This window comes from Galbitalea sp. SE-J8 (assembly GCF_030345695.1).
GTDB lineage: Bacteria > Actinomycetota > Actinomycetes > Actinomycetales > Microbacteriaceae > JAUASV01.
Genome location: NZ_JAUASV010000001.1, coordinates 47,938 through 65,813 on the forward strand (window position 1 = coordinate 47,938; position 17,876 = coordinate 65,813).

A 17,876-nucleotide genomic window follows, 5' to 3' on the forward strand; every position below is an offset into this window, starting at 1 on the left:
CCACGCGGCCGCGGACCCGGCGAGGGGGTCGCGTCACCCGTTCACTCCCACTCGATGGTGCCCGGGGGCTTCGACGTGACGTCGAGCACGACGCGGTTGACCCCCGGCACCTGGTTCGTGATGCGGTTCGAGATGCGGGCGAGCACGTCGTAGGGCAGGCGCGTCCAGTCGGCGGTCATGGCATCCTCCGAGCTGACCGGGCGCAGCACGATCGGGTGGCCGTAGGTGCGGCCGTCCCCCTGCACGCCCACGCTCCGCACGTCGGCGAGCAGCACGACCGGGCACTGCCAGATCTCGCCGTCGAGCCCGGCGGCGGTCAGCTCCTCGCGCGCGATCGCGTCCGCGGAACGGAGCAGAGCCAGGCGATCACGGGTGACCTCGCCCACGATGCGGATGCCGAGGCCGGGCCCCGGAAACGGCTGGCGGCCGACGATGACCTCGGGCAGCCCGAGCTCCCGGCCGATCGCGCGCACCTCGTCCTTGAACAGGGCGCGCAGCGGCTCGACGAGCTCGAACTGCAGGTCCTCGGGCAGTCCGCCGACGTTGTGGTGCGACTTGATGTTCGCGGTGCCGGTGCCGCCGCCGGACTCGACGACATCCGGGTAGAGCGTGCCCTGCACGAGGAACCGGACCGGTGCCGCGTCCTCGTCGCCGCGCGCCTCCAGGACCAGCGCCTCGGCGGCGCCCTCGAACGAGCGGATGAACTCGCGGCCGATGATCTTGCGCTTCGTCTCCGGATCGGTGACCCCGGCGAGCGCGTCGAGGAACTGGTCGACCGCGTCGACCGTCACGAGTCGCACGCCCGTCGAGGCGACGAAGTCCTGCTCGACCTGCTCGCGCTCGCCCTGCCGCAGCAGGCCGTGGTCGACGAAGATGCAGGTCAGCTGGTCGCCGACCGCCTTCTGCACGAGCGCCGCGGCGACCGCCGAGTCGACGCCGCCGGACAGGCCGCAGATGACGCGCGCGTCGCCGACCTGCTCGCGGATGCGCTCGACCTGCTCGGCGATGACGTTGCCCGCGTTCCAGGACGCATCGATGCCGGCCGCGTCGTGCAGGAAGTTCTCGATGACCCGCTGGCCGAACTCCGAGTGCTTCACCTCGGGATGCCACTGCACGCCGTAGAGCCGGCGCTCGTCGTTCGCGAACGCCGCGACGGGGGTCGAGGTCGACGACGCGAGCACGTCGAAGCCCTCCGGCGCGCGCGTCACCGAGTCGCCGTGCGACATCCAGGTGATCTGCGCGTCGGGCTGACCGTGCAGCAGCACGTTGTCCGTGTCGGCGACCACCACATCCGTCGATCCGTACTCGCGCTCGCCGGTCTTCGCGACCTCGCCGCCGAGCTGCTGCGCCATCACCTGGAAGCCGTAGCAGATGCCCAGCACGGGCAGCCCGAGCTGCAGGATGCCGGGGTCGAGGCTCGGCGCGCCCTCCTCGTAGACGCTCGACGGGCCGCCGGTGAGAACGATGCCGGCCGGGGCCTTCGCGGCGACCTCCTCGGCGGTGATCGTGTGCGGCACGATCTCGGAGTAGACGCTCGCCTCGCGCACGCGGCGGGCGATGAGCTGGGCGTACTGGGCGCCGAAGTCGACGACGAGCACGGGACGGGCGGCGGTCTCGCTCACGGGGCGGCGGTCTCCTGGGGGACGGATGCGGTCTCGAGCGCCGCGAGCTGCGCCGTGGCGGTCCGGTGGTAGTGGCGCTCGACGATGAAGGACAGGAACGGCACGACGCCGCCGGCGGCGATGAGCAGGAAGCGCACGAAGCTCCAGCGCATGAGGCTCCACAGCCGGAAGTCGCTGAACAGGTACACGACGTAGAACCAGCCGTGCAGGATGAGGATGAGCGTCGAGATGTTGAAGCCGCCGGCATCCGTGATGACGTCGCGCGGCAGGAAGTAGAAGCCGCCGTACGTGCCGCCGTAGCCGATGTCGTTGCCGAACCCGTAGCGCGAGATCATCATGAGCACGAGCAGCAGCAGGAACGTGCCGGTCACGATCGAGGTCACGCGGTAGAGCCTCAGGGCCCCGCGGATGCTCGGGACGTCCTTGAGCTTGGGGCGCGCGGGCATGACTCCAGCCTACTCGCGCGGGCTGCGCACTACTCGCGACCGGTCGCGGGCGCGACGGAGGCGACGGATGCCGCGGCCCCTCGTGCGGCGGCGGCCTCGGCCTCCTCCGCGGCGGCGTCCTCCGCGTCCTCGAGCTCGCGCTCGTGCGCGTCCCGGAGCAGGCGGTACCAGAGGTAGAACGCGAGCAGCGCGAACACCGCCCACTCGACGGCGTAGAACACGTTGAGCCAGTTGAGGGTCGCGTTCTCCTCGGGAACCGGCGAGTCGATCGCCGTGAGCCCGCGCAGCGTCGGCTCGCTCGCGACGAGGTAGCCGCCGTAGACGGGCGTCGCGGGCTCGGCCCACTGGTTGACGAGCGTGGGAACGCTCAGCGCGGTGCGCTCGGCGGCCTCCGGGTCCTCGTCGTCGACGGGCGACTCGCTCGCGAGATAGCGGCCGATGAGCTCGACGGGCAGGTTGCCCTGCGACTCCCGCACCGCGGCCCCCGAGGCGACGAGAGTCTCGGCCGTCGAGCGATCGGCGGTCCAGCCGGCCGCCACCGCGAGGCTCACGCCGTCGCGGGTGAGGTAGTGCGCGACGACCCAGTAGCCCCTCTCGCCGCCGTTGTAGCGCCCGCCGAGCAGCGCGTAGTCGCCCTCGTCGACCGCCGTCACACTCACCATCCGCTCGTTCTCGGCGTTGGTGACGGCGCTCTGCGGTCGCGCGATCGAGTCGAGCGGCACGACCGCCTCGGTCGGACGGGTCTCGACCGTCGCGGTCGCGATCGCCCGGGAGATCTGCCACTGGCCGAGGGCGCCGAAGACGCAGGCGACCGCGAGGGCGCCGACGAGCGCGAGGATCCAGCGCGGCGTGCGCGCGAGCGCCCACACCGACGCGTGCGGCGGGGCCGGGGCGGTCGCGGCGCGCGGATCGACGGATGCCGGTGCGTTCATCCGTTCAGTGTGCCCGTCAATACTCGGGATCTCGCTGACGGGGTGACTCGGCGGCGCCCTCGCCCGAGTCGGACTGCGCCATCGCCTGCTCGACGAGCGGGTCGATGCCGCTCGGCGGCGGCGGCGGCTCCTCGTCGTTCTCGTCGCCCTCCTCGGCGGGAACCGACTCGCCGGCGAGAGCCGCCTCGACGAGGGCGATGTTCTCGTCCTCGATGCGACGGCGCTCGCCCTCCTCCGCCGCGACGGCCGCGGGGACCGGCACCGCACGCGGGCGGAACAGCCGCTGGCCGGCGCGCTCCGAGTTGACGGCGAGCACCGGTCCGATGATCGCCATCATGAGCACGTAGAGCCCGGCGAACGGCGCGAGGCGGTTGTCGAGTCCCGCGCCGACGGCGAGCGTCGCGAGGATGAGCGCGAACTCGCCGCGGGTCTGCAGCATGGCGCTCACGTTGAAGCCCTCGGCCCTCGTGAGGCCCGACTGCCACGCGATGAGCTGCCCGCCGAGCGTGTTCACGACGAGCGTGAGCACGATCGCGACCGCGACCGGCACGACGACCGCCCCGAACGTCGAGACGTCGAGCGCGAGCCCGAAGTTGAGGAAGAAGAACGCCGCGAACACGTCGCGCATCGGCAGCGCGAGCTGTTCGACGCGATTGCGGAACCGGCTCGCGCCGAGCACGAGGCCGATGAGGAACGCGCCGATGGCGTCCGAGACCCCGATGAGCTCGCCGATGCCGCCGAACGCGACCGCGAGGCCGAAGAACATGATCGTGAAGAGCTCGTCGTCGCGCGTGTCGAACACCCGGGACACGATGCGCCCGCCCCAGCGGGCGATCGCGAACATCGCGATGAGGAACGCGAACGAGATCGTGAGCTCGAGCACGACGGGCCAGACGTCCGTCTTGCCGCCCACGACGACCGAGACGATCGACAGGTAGATCGCCACGAAGACGTCCTCGATGACCGCGATGCCGAGGATCGTCGGCGTCTCGCGGTTGGCGAGGCGGCGCAGCTCGATGAGCAGCTTCGTGATGATCGCGCTCGACGAGGTCGCCATCATGCCCGTGATGACGATCGCCTCGCGCGTGCCCCAGCCGAGCAGCCAGGCGAACGCGAAGCTCGTCGCGAGGTTGATCACGAGGCGGGTTCCGCCGGACACGATGAGGGTGCGGGCGTTGCCGAAGAACTCGTCCTGGTCGAACTCCAGGCCCAGGTTGAACAGCAGCAGGATGAGGCCGAAGATGGCCACGAGCTCGACGTCGGCCGCCTCGTAGTTGAGGGGGAACCATCCGGTGTGCGGGCTCGCGAGCAGCCCCACGACCATGTAGATCGGGATGGCCGGGAGCCCGATGAGCTTGCCGAGGCGACCGAGGCCCCAGGCGATCAGGAAGAGGACGCCGAGGATGACGAGTTCTTCGCCCACGCGCGGCTAGCTTCCGGGTGAGGCGTCGACGGGGGCCTTCTTCATCTCCCCGGTGCGATAGAACGAGAACGCCCTCGCCACCTTCTCCGGGCTGCCCGCGACGACGAGGGTGTCGCCCGGGAAGACCTTGAAGTCGGCGGCGGGCGCCGGGTTCGCGGAGTCCCCGCGCACGACCGCGACGACCGTGAGACCCACGACGCCCTTGCTCGCGAGGTTGCCGAGCGGCTGGCCGGCGATGTAGTCCTCGTAGTCGACCGTGAACCAGTCGATGGACAGTCCCGGGATCTGGTCGAGGCTCGACAGCGACTCGGTGATCTTCGTGCCGCCGAGCAGCTCGGCGAGCGTGTGCGCCTCATCCTCGTCGAGGCGCAGCGAGACCTTGCGGGCGTGGTCCTGGTCGTCGGCGTCCGCGAACGAGATGAGGTCGCTGTGGCCGGAGCGGTGGGTGATCACGCCGACCTTGCCGCCGTCATCCGTCACGAAGGTGTGCAGCACCCCGACACCGGGGAGCTTGACGCGCCGCACGTCGACCATCGGGCTACCTGCCTTCTCTTGACTGCCTCCATTCTAGGAAGCGGATGGGTGCGGCACCGGGTCGTCCGCTCACGGCTGAGCGCGCCCGGCATCCGTCGCTAACTCGGCGTGTACTCGCTCACGACGACCTCGACGCGCTGGAACTCCTTGAGGTCGGAGTATCCCGTCGTCGCCATCGAGCGCCGGAGCGCGCCGATGAGGTTCGAGCGGCCGTCGGCCGTGCCGCTCGGCCCGAACAGGATCTCCTCGAGGCCGCCGAGCGTGCCGACCTCGACGCGGTTGCCGCGCGGCAGCTCCGGGTGGTGCGCCTCGGGTCCCCAGTGGAACCCGCCGCCGGGCGCCTCGCTGGCACGGGCCAGGGTCGAGCCGAGCATGACGGCGTCGGCGCCGACGCTGATCGCCTTGACGATGTCGCCCGACGTGCCGAGCCCGCCGTCGGCGATGACGTGCACGTAGCGGCCGCCCGACTCGTCGAGGTAGTCGCGGCGCGCCCCCGCGACATCCGCCACCGCGGTGGCCATCGGCGCGTGGATGCCGAGGGTCGTGCGGGTGGTCGACGCGGCCCCGCCGCCGAAGCCAACGAGCACGCCCGCGGCGCCCGTGCGCATCAGGTGCAGCGCGGCCGTGTAGGTCGCCGCGCCGCCGACGATCACGGGCACGTCGAGCTCGTAGATGAACTCCTTCAGGTTGAGCGGCTCGGTCGTCCTGGAGACGTGCTCGGCGCTCACCGTCGTGCCGCGGATGACGAACAGGTCGACGCCCGCGTCGACGACGGTCTGGTACAGCTCCTGGGTGCGCTGCGGGCTCAGCGCACCGGCGACCGGCACCCCCGAGGCGCGGATCTCGGCGAGGCGCTGCGTGACGAGCGCGGGCTTGACCGGCTCGCGGTACAGCTCCTGCATCCGTGCGGTCGCGGTCTCGACGGGCAGCGCGCGGATCTCGGCGAGCACCGGCTCGGGGTCGTCGTACCGCGTCCACAGCCCCTCGAGGTCGAGCACGCCGAGGCCGCCGAGCTGCCCGATCCGGATCGCGGTCGCGGGGCTGACCACGGAGTCCATCGGCGCCGCGAGCACGGGGATGTCGAACGTGAACGCGTCGATCGTCCAGCTCACGCTCACGTCGCGCGGGTCGCGCGTGCGCCGGCTTGGCACGATCGCGACGTCGTCGAAGGCGTACACCCGCCGGGCGCGCTTGGACCGTCCGATCTCGATGTCGCTCACGCGATCAGCCTACCGAGCCCCGCCCGGCCGCCGGTTGGCGGTAGATCGCCGCACCATCGGACGGCGTAACCGCACATGGACGGCGCAGCGACGGCATCCGTGTGCGGTTGCGCCGTCCGTTGCCCGTGCCCTCGTCAACGACGCTCGCGCGGCACCCCCGCGTCGACGAGCAGACGGATGAGACGGTCGCGGTCGAGCAGGTCGGCCCACACCACGCGCACCACCGACCAGCCGAGGGCACGCAGTCGATCCTCGCGCTTCTTCTCGCGCCAGACGACCTCGCCCGGGTCCTCGCCGTCCCGCATCCCCCGCAAGTACTTCCCCTTGCCGTCGAACTCGGCCAGGACCCGCTCGCGCCGCCACGCGAAGTCCGGCAGCATCCGCCCGCGAGCGTCGCGCAGTTCGAGCTGGAGCGTCGGAGGCGCGAACCCGAGCTCGTGCATGAGTGCGCGGCACAGCGATTCTCCGTACGAGTCGGACAGGTGCGACGCGAACGCGACGCAGTGTCGGGCGCGCACGATGCCGAAGCGCACCGTGAGCCGATCCGCCTCGTCCGCCAGCTCCTCCATCGGGATGCGCAGCGGATTGCGACGCCAGAGCGCCCAGTCCATCGAGGCGACTGCGCGGGCGAACGGCTCGACGCGCGTCAGTTCGAGGGCGGTGCGAGCGAGGGTCGTCACGCGCAGCCCGTCGCGCTCCACGACCTCCGTCGTGGGGAAGGCGGCCGCGGTGCGGCGCACTCCCGGCGCCGAGCGGCCGCCGCCGCCCCAGGCCTCCGCGAGGGTCACGGTCTCGGGGAGCTCGAACACCGGCATGCCCCACACGGCCGCGGCGGAGAATCCGGCCAGGACCGGTTCGCTCTGCATCTGACTCGCCGCCGCGTGGGCCCGCAGCAGGTGGCGGTCCCGCGCGTCGGCGGCGTCCCAGACCTCGCGCGCGACGTAGGCACCGCGTCGCAGCTTGACGAGCTCCCCGCGTGCCAGGGCGCGCGTGAGCGCCCGCGTGTCGGGGTTGGCGCGCGCGAAGGCGGCCGTGGTGATGATCTGCTCTCGGTATGTCGTCATGCGCGGATGATGCGCACGCGCCGCGGTGCCCGCGAGGCTCGATGGAACAACCACGGCATCCGTCGGCCTGGGGAGGATTGGACGGACTAACTGCACTCGGACAGCGGTGCAGCGGCGTCCGGATGCGGTAGCGCCGTCCGATGGTGCGTCGAACTACCGCCAACCGGAGGGGAGGGCGGGGGCGGGGGGCGCGGGTCAGCGGCGGTAGTTCGGGGCCTCCACGACCATCTGGATGTCGTGCGGGTGCGACTCCTTCAGGCCGGCGGGCGTGATGCGCACGAACCGGCCGTTCGCGCGCAGGTCGGTGATGGTGCGGGAGCCGGTGTAGAACATCGACTGGCGCAGCCCGCCGAGCAGCTGGTAGACGACCGAGCCGACCGGGCCGCGGTACGGCACCTGGCCCTCGATGCCCTCGGCGATGAGCTGCTCGTCGCTCGGCACGTCCGCCTGGAAGTAGCGGTCGCGCGAGTAGGAGGTCTTCTTGCCGCGGGTCTGCAGCGCGCCGAGCGAGCCCATGCCGCGATAGGTCTTGAACTGCTTGCCGCCCACGAAGATGAGGTCGCCGGGGCTCTCGTCGGTGCCGGCGAGCAGCGAGCCGAGCATGACGGTCTCGGCGCCGGCGACGAGCGCCTTGGCGATGTCGCCCGAGTACTGCAGCCCCCCGTCCGCGATGACCGGAACGTCGTGCTCGCGCGCCGCCTGGAACGCCTCCCAGACCGCCGTGACCTGCGGCACGCCGACGCCCGCGACGACCCGCGTCGTGCAGATCGAGCCCGGGCCGACGCCGACCTTGATCGCGTCCGCGCCGGCCTTCGCGAGCGACTCGGCGCCCGAGCGGGTCGCGACGTTGCCGCCGATGACGTCGACGGCCGCGAACGCCGCGTCGCCCTTGATGCGCTCGATCATGTCGAGCACGCCCTTCGAGTCGCCGTTCGCGGTGTCGACGACGATGACGTCGACGCCCGCCTCACGCAGCGCGTTGGCACGGTCCCAGGCGTCGCCGAAGAACCCGATCGCGGCCGCGACGCGCAGCCGGCCCTCGTCGTCCTTCGTCGCGTTCGGGTACTTCTCCGTCTTCTCGAAGTCCTTGACCGTGATGAGGCCCGTGAGGCGCCCCGCGGCGTCGACGAGCGGCAGCTTCTCGACCTTGTGCTGCGCGAAGATGGCGACCGCCGCATCCGGGTCGATGCCCTCGGGCGCGGTGATGAGCCCGTCGGAGGTCATGACGTCGCGCACGAGCGTGGTCGACTTCTCGAACGGCGAGACGAAGCGCATGTCGCGGTTGGTGATGATGCCGACGAGGCGGCCGTCGCCCTCGACGACCGGCAGGCCCGAGACGCGGAACTGCCCGCACAGCGCGTCGACCTCGGCGACGGTCGCGTCGGGCGTCGTCGTGACCGGGTTCGAGATCATGCCCGACTCGGAGCGCTTGACCTTGTCGACGTGCGCGGCCTGGTCGGCGATGGAGAGGTTGCGGTGCAGCACGCCGATGCCGCCCTGGCGGGCCATCGCGATGGCCATCCGCGACTCGGTGACGGAGTCCATCGCGGCCGAGAGCAGCGGCGCGCTCACCCGGATGCGCCTGGTCAGGCGCGAGGTGGTGTCCGCCTCGCTCGGGATGACGTCGGTGTGACCGGGCAGCAGCATGACGTCGTCGTAGGTGAGGCCGACGAATCCGAACGGGTCGAACTGGGTCGCGTCGTACTGATCCATGGGTCCCCTCGCGCAGGCGAATCGTGCCGGGCGTGCCCCGGGTCTCCATGTTAACCGGCGGAGGGCGAGCGGCTATTCCGCTCGCCCTCCGTCACGATTCCGCGCGCTGCGGGAGGGTCAGACGTCGCCGCCGAGGTAGGCCGCCTTGACCGCGGGGTCGACCGCGAGCTCGGGGCCGGTGCCGCTGCGCACGATCTCGCCGGTCTCGAGCACGTGCGCGACATCCGAGCGCTTGAGCGCCTGGTTCGCGTTCTGCTCGACGAGCAGCACGGTCGTGCCCTGGTCCTTGATCTCGTCGATGATCGAGAAGATCTGACGGATGAGCTTGGGCGCGAGACCCATGGACGGCTCGTCGAGCAGCACGAGCTTCGGCCTCGCCATGAGCGCCCGGCCGATGGCGAGCATCTGCTGCTCGCCGCCGGACATCGTGCCCGCGTACTGCCCGGAGCGCTCCTTGAGGCGCGGGAAGAGCGTGAACACGCGCTCGACGTCCTGGGCGACGCCGCCGGTGCGCCGGTCGGTGCGCAGCAGCGCGCCCATGTCGAGGTTCTCCATCACGGTCATGCCGGGGAAGCACCGGCGTCCCTCGGGCGACTGCGTCAGGCCCATCCGCACCCGCTCGTCGGGGCGCGCGCGCGTGATGTCCCTGCCGTCGAACACGATCCGGCCGGCGCGCACCGTTCGCAGCCCCGAGATGGTCTTCAGCGTCGTGGTCTTGCCCGCGCCGTTCGCGCCGATGAGGGTCGTGATCGTGCCCTGCTCGACGGAGAACGAGATGTCGCGGATCGCCTCGATGTGCCCGTAGTTGACGCTCAGGCTCTCGACCTCAAGCAGTGTCATCGTCGTCCTCCTCGGTGCCCAGGTAGGCCGCGACGACATCCGGGTTCGACTGGATCTCGGCCGGGGTGCCCTCGGCGATCTTGCGTCCGAACTCGAGCACGACGATGCGGTCGCACACGCCCATGACGAGGTTCATGTCGTGCTCGACGAGCAGCACCGTGTTGCCGGCGTCGCGGATGTCGTGGATGAGCTGCATGAGCCGCTGCTTCTCGGCGGGGTTGAAGCCGGCCGCGGGCTCGTCGAGGCAGACGAGCTTCGGCTTGGTCGCGAGCGCCCGGGCGATCTCGAGCCGCCGCTGGTCGCCGTAGGAGAAGTTGACGGCGAAGTCCTCCGGATCGGCGTTCACCCCGACGAACCGCAGCAGCTCGCGGGAGCGCTCGCGCGACTCGCGCTCCGTGCGCCGGAAGTACGGCGTGCGGAAAATCGACCGCAGGATGCCGACCTTACTGTGCACGTCGGCGCCCACCATGACGTTCTCCTCCGCCGACATCGACGGGAACAGACGGATGTTCTGGAACGTCCGCGCGATGCCCAGCTTCGTGATCTGGTAGCGCTTCTTGCCCTTGAGCGGGGTCCCGTCGAACGCGACCGTGCCGCTCGTGGCCTGGTAGACGCCGGTGATGACGTTGAAGCACGTCGTCTTGCCGGCACCGTTCGGGCCGATCAGTCCCAGGATCTCCCCGGGCTTGATCTCGAACGTCACGTCGTCGAGCGCGACGACGCCGCCGAACTTGATCGTGACGTGGTCGACGTCGAGCAGCGGCTGCACCGTGGACGGGGCGGTCTGCACCTCAGACAACGGGCACCTCCCTCTGCGCGTCTCTCGCCGCGCGTCTCGCCGCGCGTTGAGCGCGGGCGCGGTTGCCCGGCGGGAACAGGCCCTGCGGGCGGAAGCTCACGATGGCGACGAGCGCGATGCCGAAGAACAGCAGGCGCCAGTCCTCGAGCTGGCGGAACCGCTCGGGCAGGTAGGCCACGATGATCGCGCCGATGATCGCGCCCCACCGGTTGCCCGAGCCGCCGATGACGACCGCGGCGACGAACAGCATGGACAGGTTCGCCGGGAAGCTGATCGGGTTGATGTATCCGGCCTTCGACGCGAACAGGGCGCCCGCGAGCCCGCCGATGAACGCGCCCGAGGCGAACGCGAGCAGCTTGAACTTGAACGTCGGCACGCCCATGATCTCGGCGGCGTCCTCGTCCTCGCGGGTCGCCTCCCACATCCGTCCGACCCGGCCGCGCTTCACGAGCCGCTCGATGACGATGATCACGATGAGGGCGGTGAGGGCGAGCCAGAAGTAGGGCGTCGCGTCGAGCACGCCGAACACGAGGAACTTCGTCTGGCGGTTGAGGTCGACGAGCGGGGTGCCGGTGGACCAGTCGAGGTGCGGGATCTGGAACACCCCGGTGCTCTTGTCGCCGATGCCCTGCGGGGCGGGGATGCTCTTGATGCCGCTCGTGCCGCCGAGCCAGGCGGTGTTGCGGATCGTGATGCGGATGAGCTCGCCGAAGCCCATCGTGACGATGGCGAGGTAGTCGCCGCGCACGCGCAGGGTGGGGGCGCCGAGCAGCACGCCCGTGACGAGCGTGATGAGCATCGCGATCGGCAGCACGAGCAGGAACGGCCAGGCGAAGTGGTACGCCGTCAGCAGGCCGATGACGTAGGCGCCCGTCGCGTAGAAGCCGACGTAGCCGAGGTCGAGCAGGCCCGCGTAGCCCGTGACGATGTTGAGGCCGACGGCGACGATCGCGTACACGGTGACCGTGAACAGCACGGTCGGGAAGTCGCTCTCCGGCGTCGCGATGATCGGCAGGTTGAGGATCGGCAGCAGGTAGACGAGCGCGACGCCGACGATGATGAGCGGGATCTTGACGGGCCGCTTGCCGACGACGTCGCTGACCCGGTCGCCCACGGTCGCCCAGCGGTCGCTGATCCAGTCCCCGGCGGTTCTGGCGAAGTGGTTCATGCCCGAGCCCTCCCGAGCGTCTGGCCCAGCAACCCGGTGGGTCGCACGAGCAGGATGAGCACGAGCAGCAGGAACGCGACGACGTCCTTCCACTGCGTGCCGAACAGCGCGGAGCCGTAGTTCTCGACGACGCCGAGCAGCAGTCCGCCGAGCAGCGCGCCGCGCAGGTTGCCGATGCCGCCGAGCACCGCGGCGGTGAACGCCTTGATGCCGAGCACGACGCCGAGGTCGAACGTCGTCGCGCCCACCTTGATCTGGTACAGCACCGCGGCGACACCGGCCATGATGCCGCCGATGAGGAAGGTCTTGCTCACGACGCTCGTCGAGTTCGATCCCATGAGCGCGGCGGCCTCGGGGTCCTGCGCCACGGCGCGGATCTCCCGGCCGAGCCGCGTGCGGCGGATGAACTGGTCGAGCCCGATCATCATGATGAGCGCCGCGAGGATGATCGTGAGGTCGGTGTCGCGGACGCTGAAGTTGCCGGCCGAGAACACGACCTGCGGCTTGATCGTCAGCGGCAGCGTCGTCACGCCGCGGGCGCGGGAGGTGTAGTCGCTCAGCCAGCCGACGATGTCGATGTGCCCGCCGAACAGGCCGACGACCGCGTTGATGATCCCGTCGATGAGCGCGACGACCTTGTCGCGGATGCCCATGGTCTCCGACAGCACGAACGAGGCGCCGATGGCGGAGATCAGGATGATGTAGCTGAGCGCCCTCTTGCGCACGAGACGCCGGTAGGCGATGCGCTCGACGAGCATCGCGAGGCCGCCGGACGCGGATGCCGCGGCCACGAGCGCGATGAGCAGGTACGGCGCCGCGCCGAGGAGCGTGGTGGACCCGGAGGCGCCGGTGAGGATGAAGACCCACGCGACGACGAACGTGCCCCACATGAACACGTCGGCGTGGGCGAAGTTGATGAGCTGGAGCACGCCGTACACGAGCGTGTACCCGAGCGCGACGAGCGCGTACACCGAGCCGAGCACGAGGCCCGTGATGGACAGCTCGAAGAAATTACTGAAGAGGAAACTGAAGTCCACGAACGCGACTCTCCCTGGGGTCCAGCGGTGCGGCATCCGGGGAACGCGGCCGGATCCCCGGCGGAATCCGGCCGCGTTCCTCGTGGTGGCGAGCGCCGGGGCTCAGCCGAGCCCCGGCGCTGCTGGATCACTCGATCGGACCGCCGGAGACGGTCTTGCCGCCGTCGACCGTGTAGTAGTACACGCCCGAGGCGCCCTCGATCTCACCCGTGGAGCTGAACTTGATGTGCTTGGTGAGGCCGTCGGCGTCGTAGTTGTTCACCCAGTCGAGCAGGTCGGCGCGGGTCGTCTTGCCCTCGCCGATGCCCGAGAGGAGCACCCAGGCCGCGTCGTACGACTCGAGCGTGTAGGCGCCGATGGTGCCCTTGTCGCTCACGGTCAGCGCGTCGTACTTCTTGGTGAACTCGTCACCGGCGTCGAGGACGCCGGGGAACGTGAGGAGCGTGCCGTCGGTGAAGTCGCCGGCCGTGAGGAACGCGGCGTCGACCGTGCCGTCGCCCGAGGCGAAGGTGCCCTGGTAGCCGCCGTCACGGAGCTGACGGAGCAGCAGCGCGGCCTCCGGCGCGTAGCCGGCGTAGTAGATCGCGTCGGCGCCGGAGGACTTCACCTTCGCGACGGTCGCCGAGAAGTCGGTGTCCTTGACCTGCACCGAGTCGCTGCCGACGAGCGCGTCGCCGAGGGTGTCGCGCACCTCGCCGCCGAGTCCCACGCCGTAGTCGCTGGAGTCGTCGACGACGAAGACCTTCTTGAAGCCCTTGATGTCGGTGAGCAGCTTGGCGGCCGCGGGGCCCTGTGCCGAGTCGGGCGCGACGACGCGGTGGAACGTGGCCCAGTGGTTGGTCGAGAGCGCGGGGCTCGTCGCCGACTGCGAGACGGTCACGAGACCGGCCTCGGCGTAGGCGGGGCCGGTGGCGTTGGTCTCACCGGAGAACGACGGGCCGACGATGCCGAGCACCGACGGGTCGTTGATGAGGTCCGTGGCGACGGCCGGCGCGAGGGCCGGGTCGCCCTGGGTGTCCGCGTAGTCCACCTCGACCTTGGGGCCGTCCGGGTACTTCGCGGCGTAGTCGGCGAGGGCGACCTCGATGCCGGCGCGCGAGTAGGTGCCGTAGGCCGCGTTCGAGCCGGTCAGCGGACCCTGGTAGGCGATCTTGTACGTCTCGGTCGAGCCGCCCGTCGATCCGCCGTCGCCGGGAGCGTCGGCGGTGGTACCGCAGGCGGCGAGGCTGATCGCCGCGGCGATACCGACCGCGACAGCGGCCGAAGCCTTAGTGAAGCCCTTCATGGGTCTCCTCTTCTCTGTGTGTGGTGTGGAACGTGAAGCGTGGTTGCACAGGTCTCACGACGCACGCCGGCGCCGCGATGCACAGAAACTACGGGACGTTTGTTTCCGCGGGATTTCGATGACGGCTCGCGACGGCACCGGCCGATCGCGCGCGATACGACGGGTTCAGACGGTGTCGAGCGGCTGCGGGCGGCGCCGGAATCGGGTCGCTCCGAGCATGTCGACGGTGAGCAGGGCGAGGGCGACCCAGACGATCGCGAAGCCGATCCAGCGCGCGGCGGGCATGTCCTCGTGCATCACGACGACGCCGAAGACGAACTGGATGACGGGCGTCAGGTACTGCGTGAGCCCGACCGCGCTGAGCGAGAGCCGCCTCGTCGCTGCGGCGAACAGCAGCAGCGGAACGCTCGTGATGACGCCCGCGAACATCGTCGCGACGGTGTGCCCGGCGCCGACCGTGCCGGTGACGAGCCCGCCCGTGCCGGCCAGCACGATGAGCACGACGGATGCCGGCGCCGCGAGCCACGCGGTCTCGAGCGTGAGGCCGCTGAGCGCGTCGACGCTGGCCCCGACCCGCTTCTTGATGAGCCCGTAGCCCCCGAAGGAGACGGCGAGCACGATCGAGATCCACGGGAACCGGCCGTAGCCGACCACGAGCACCGCGATGGCGAGCAGGGAGACCCCGATCGCGGCCCACTGCAGCGGGCGCAGCCGGTCGCCGAGCACGACGACGCCGAGCAGCACCGTGACGATCGGGTTGATGAAGTAGCCGAGAGCGGCCTCGACGACGTGGCCGCTCACGCTCGCGTACACGTAGACGAGCCAGTTCACGACGATGAACAGGCTCGCGAGACCGAGCAGGAGGGTGGCGCGGGGCGTGCGCACGAGCGCGAGGATGGTGCGCCATCCGCCCGTCACGGTGAGCAGGATCGCGCACACCGCGACCGAGAGCAGCATGCGCCAGGCCACGATCTCGAGAGCGCTTGCGGGCACGAGGAGCAGGAAGTAGAGGGGCATGAGGCCCCACCAGCCGTAGGCGCCGACGGCGTAGCCGAGGCCGGCCGCGGTGCGCTCGCCGAGGGGGCGCGGGTCGGCGGCGCCGGCGCTCCTCGGGGTCATCCGCCGAGCCTACGGGGGCCGGCGACGCGACGAGGCCCCGCACCTGGGTGCGGGGCCTCGGGTGGCCGGAGTCATCCGGCCGTTGTCTGCGCGCCGGTCAGCGGACGACGACGGCGAGCACGTCGCGCGCCGAGAGGACCAGGTAGTCCTCGCCGCCGAACTTGACCTCGGTGCCGCCGTACTTGGAGTAGATCACCTTGTCGCCGACGGCGACGTCGAGCGGGATGCGGTTGCCGTTGTCGTCGATGCGGCCGGGGCCGACGGCGACGACCTCGCCCTCCTGGGGCTTCTCCTTGGCAGTGTCGGGGATCACGAGTCCCGACGCGGTCGTGGTCTCAGCCTCGACCTGCTGGATGACGATGCGATCTTCGAGCGGCTTGATGGACACCGACACGGTGGACCTCTGCTTTCTTGACGGAAGTTCCTCTGGCACGCGGGAGCCGCGAGTGCCAGAACGACTATAGCGACCCGCTAGCACTCCATCAACGCGAGTGCCAAAAGAAGGGCGATCGCCGTGGCTCCCCGCCGTGATCCGGCGCGGCCTCCCGCCGTAACCTGTACGGATGGATGCGGCGGAGCTCACCGCGCTGCTCACCCCGGAGGCGCTCGCGCTGCTCGACGAGCTGCCTCCGTACGAGGCGACGACCGACGTGCTCGCGACCGTGAGCGCGCTGCGCGCCGCGGGCCACCCGCCCGAGCGGGTCGCGGCCGTGCTCACCCAGGCACGGCTGCGCCGACGGGCACGCACGAAGTTCGGCCCGTTCGCCGCGCAGCTGCTGTTCACCGAGGCCGGGCTCGAGCAGGCCACCCGGCTGCCGGTCGCCGCGCTGCACGCGGGCCGGTTCCGCGACGCGGGACTCGCGCGCGTCGCCGACCTCGGCTGCGGCATCGGCGCCGACGCGCTCTCGCTCGCGGCGCTCGACCTCGACGTGCTCGCCGTCGAACGGGACCCGGTCACGGCCGCGATCGCCGCCTACAACCTCGCGCCGTGGCCGGACGCCGACGTGATCGAGGCGGATGCCGCCGACGTCGACCTGTCCGGACGGGACGGCGTGTGGCTCGACCCCGCCCGCCGGGCGAACGGCCGGCGCAGCCACGACCCGGCGGACTGGTCGCCGAGCCTCGACCTCGCGTTCGGGCTGGCGCTGCCGACCGGCGTGAAGCTCGGGCCCGGCATCGACCGGGAGCTGCTGCCCGCGGGCACCGAGGCGCAGTGGGTCTCGGTCGACGGCGACGTCGTCGAGGTCGCGGTCTGGACCCGCGAGCTCGCCCGGCCCGGGGTCGGGCGCGCGGCGCTCGTGCTCCAGGCCGGCCGCGCGGCCGAGCTCACCGCCGCCGCGGACAGCGACGACGTCGCGGCCGGCCCGCTCGGTGCGTACCTCTACGAACCCGACGGCGCCGTCATCCGGGCGCGCCTCATCGGCGATCTGGCGCGGTCCCTCGACGCCCGGATGCTGCATCCGTCGATCGCGTACCTGACCGCGGACGAGCCGCGGGACACGCCGTTCGCGCGACGGTTCCGCGTGGTCGACGCGCTGCCGCTCGACGCCAGGACCATCGGCCGGCGGCTGCGCGCGGACGGCATCGGCGTCGTCGAGATCAAGAAGCGCGGCGTCGACATCGACCCGGCGGTGTTCCGCACGAAGCTCGGCCTCGACGGCGACGGAGCCGCCGTGCTCGTGCTCACGCGGATCGGCGGCTCCCGGCGGGCGCTGCTCGCGCAGCGCGACGATCAGTCGTAGCGATCAGTTGTAGTACGAGTAGCCGGTCGACGCCCACGCGGCGCCGAAGACCGCGAGCACGACGACGTATCCGATGATCACGAGCAGACCGAGCGCGACGCCGACGTAGCCGATGATCGTGCCGGCGAGGGCGAGGCCGTGGCCGCCCTCACCGGTGCGCTTGATCTGGCCGAGGGCGAGGTGGCCCGTGATGATGCCGCCGAGGCCGACGCCGACGAGCGAGAGCACGAGCGAGACGATCGCGAGCGTGTTCGTCTTCGGCGCGGTCGGGTAGGCGTAGGGCTGCCCGTAGCCGGGCTGCTGGCCGTAGGCCGGCTGCTGCCCGGGCTGGCTGCCGTACGCGGTCTGCTCGCCGTAGGCGGGCGGCGCGGGCGCGTAGCCGCCGGGCTGGGGCGGCACCGGCGTCGGCTCGGGCGGCGGCGGGGTGGTGTCGGACACGACGACCTCCTGGGGTGTGGACGGTGCGTCCATAGTGGCACGACGCCCCGTGCGCGACGGTCCCGAGAAGCCGGCTCGCCCTGCTCGCGGGCTCCTCGACCGGCCGCGCGGCCGCCGGCGGGCGGCGCGGTCAGAGGTCGAGCGTCGTGAGAACGCTGAGCGCGAGCACCTGGAAGTACAGCGACACGGCCGAGGCGAGCAGACCGAGGATGCCGAGCACGAGCCCGGCGACCCACAGCGCGCGCCCGCTCTCCCGCACGCGGGCGACGAGGGCGAAGACGATCGCACCGACCGGCAGCAGGAACGCCCAGCCGAGGAACGCGAGCGCGGCCCCGACGACGCCGAGCGCCGCCGCGATGATGCCGAGCGCGTGGCTGCCGTACGTCGAGACGGGCCGGGCGGGCTCGACCCGCTCGTCGTCGCCGGCGCCCCGATCGTGCCGGACTCCGGACGGGCTCTCGCTGCTCACGCGGCCCATCCTGCCACGAGCCTCA

The 17,876-nt window shown here is 71.2% G+C and carries 18 protein-coding genes; 1 reads left to right on the forward strand and 17 read right to left on the reverse strand.

What is annotated here, in order from left to right; translation table 11 throughout:
* Nucleotides 1–41 precede the first annotated feature (41 nt).
* The 15 genes from guaA to groES all read right to left on the reverse strand — a co-directional run bounded on the left by guaA (nt 42) and on the right by groES (nt 15,596).
* Entirely contained in the window at nt 42–1,622 is a 1,581-nt protein-coding gene (gene guaA, locus QT381_RS00205) for a glutamine-hydrolyzing GMP synthase (protein WP_289246553.1), read from the reverse strand.
* Complete coding sequence (locus QT381_RS00210; RefSeq protein WP_289246554.1) at nt 1,619–2,068, reverse strand: DUF3817 domain-containing protein; 450 nt, start codon at nt 2,066–2,068, stop codon at nt 1,619–1,621. The genes guaA and QT381_RS00210 overlap by 4 nt, the downstream gene beginning before the upstream one ends.
* A gap of 29 nt (nt 2,069–2,097) precedes the next feature.
* A complete protein-coding gene (locus QT381_RS00215) occupies nt 2,098–3,000 on the reverse strand; it encodes an SURF1 family protein (RefSeq protein ID WP_289246556.1) in 903 nt (300 codons plus the stop codon).
* A 16-nt stretch (nt 3,001–3,016) separates the two neighbouring features.
* Nucleotides 3,017–4,423, reverse strand: coding sequence for a cation:proton antiporter (locus tag QT381_RS00220; RefSeq protein WP_289246557.1), 1,407 nt, complete (start codon nt 4,421–4,423; stop codon nt 3,017–3,019).
* 6 nt (nt 4,424–4,429) lie between these two features.
* Entirely contained in the window at nt 4,430–4,957 is a 528-nt protein-coding gene (locus tag QT381_RS00225) for a cation:proton antiporter regulatory subunit (RefSeq protein ID WP_289246559.1), read from the reverse strand.
* A 98-nt stretch (nt 4,958–5,055) separates the two neighbouring features.
* Nucleotides 5,056–6,177: a GuaB3 family IMP dehydrogenase-related protein gene (locus QT381_RS00230; protein WP_289246560.1), complete on the reverse strand. Its 1,122-nt coding sequence runs from the start codon at nt 6,175–6,177 to the stop codon at nt 5,056–5,058.
* 134 nt (nt 6,178–6,311) lie between these two features.
* Nucleotides 6,312–7,241 carry a type IV toxin-antitoxin system AbiEi family antitoxin domain-containing protein gene (locus QT381_RS00235; protein WP_289246561.1) on the reverse strand — a complete coding sequence of 310 codons (930 nt, stop codon included), beginning with the start codon at nt 7,239–7,241 and terminating at the stop codon, nt 6,312–6,314.
* Between the two features lie 195 nt (nt 7,242–7,436).
* A complete protein-coding gene (guaB, locus tag QT381_RS00240; RefSeq protein WP_289246562.1) occupies nt 7,437–8,954 on the reverse strand; it encodes an IMP dehydrogenase in 1,518 nt (505 codons plus the stop codon).
* Between the two features lie 117 nt (nt 8,955–9,071).
* On the reverse strand, nt 9,072–9,794 hold the full coding sequence (locus tag QT381_RS00245) for an ABC transporter ATP-binding protein (RefSeq protein WP_289246563.1): 723 nt from the start codon (nt 9,792–9,794) through the stop codon (nt 9,072–9,074).
* Nucleotides 9,781–10,593: an ABC transporter ATP-binding protein gene (locus QT381_RS00250; protein WP_289246564.1), complete on the reverse strand. Its 813-nt coding sequence runs from the start codon at nt 10,591–10,593 to the stop codon at nt 9,781–9,783. The genes QT381_RS00245 and QT381_RS00250 overlap by 14 nt, the downstream gene beginning before the upstream one ends.
* Nucleotides 10,586–11,761, reverse strand: coding sequence for a branched-chain amino acid ABC transporter permease (locus QT381_RS00255; protein ID WP_289246565.1), 1,176 nt, complete (start codon nt 11,759–11,761; stop codon nt 10,586–10,588). The genes QT381_RS00250 and QT381_RS00255 overlap by 8 nt, the downstream gene beginning before the upstream one ends.
* Entirely contained in the window at nt 11,758–12,798 is a 1,041-nt protein-coding gene (locus QT381_RS00260; RefSeq protein WP_289246566.1) for a branched-chain amino acid ABC transporter permease, read from the reverse strand. The genes QT381_RS00255 and QT381_RS00260 overlap by 4 nt, the downstream gene beginning before the upstream one ends.
* A gap of 127 nt (nt 12,799–12,925) precedes the next feature.
* A complete protein-coding gene (locus QT381_RS00265) occupies nt 12,926–14,083 on the reverse strand; it encodes a branched-chain amino acid ABC transporter substrate-binding protein (protein WP_289246567.1) in 1,158 nt (385 codons plus the stop codon).
* Between the two features lie 165 nt (nt 14,084–14,248).
* Nucleotides 14,249–15,202: an EamA family transporter RarD gene (gene rarD, locus QT381_RS00270; protein ID WP_289246568.1), complete on the reverse strand. Its 954-nt coding sequence runs from the start codon at nt 15,200–15,202 to the stop codon at nt 14,249–14,251.
* Nucleotides 15,203–15,299: 97 nt separating this feature from the next.
* Nucleotides 15,300–15,596, reverse strand: a complete 297-nt coding sequence (groES, locus tag QT381_RS00275) for a co-chaperone GroES (protein ID WP_289246570.1) — start codon at nt 15,594–15,596, stop codon at nt 15,300–15,302.
* Between the two features lie 169 nt (nt 15,597–15,765).
* Here groES and QT381_RS00280 point away from each other — a divergent pair, with 169 nt between their 5' ends.
* A complete protein-coding gene (locus tag QT381_RS00280; RefSeq protein ID WP_289246571.1) occupies nt 15,766–16,944 on the forward strand; it encodes a THUMP-like domain-containing protein in 1,179 nt (392 codons plus the stop codon).
* 3 nt (nt 16,945–16,947) lie between these two features.
* Here the strand turns inward: QT381_RS00280 and QT381_RS00285 are convergent, their stop codons facing one another.
* Together QT381_RS00285 and QT381_RS00290 are read right to left on the reverse strand one after the other, a co-directional pair.
* Nucleotides 16,948–17,382 (reverse strand): DUF4190 domain-containing protein, encoded by a 435-nt coding sequence (locus QT381_RS00285; RefSeq protein WP_289246572.1) that lies wholly within the window; start codon nt 17,380–17,382, stop codon nt 16,948–16,950.
* 130 nt (nt 17,383–17,512) lie between these two features.
* Complete coding sequence (locus tag QT381_RS00290; protein ID WP_289246573.1) at nt 17,513–17,851, reverse strand: hypothetical protein; 339 nt, start codon at nt 17,849–17,851, stop codon at nt 17,513–17,515.
* Between the last annotated feature and the right edge of the window lie 25 nt (nt 17,852–17,876).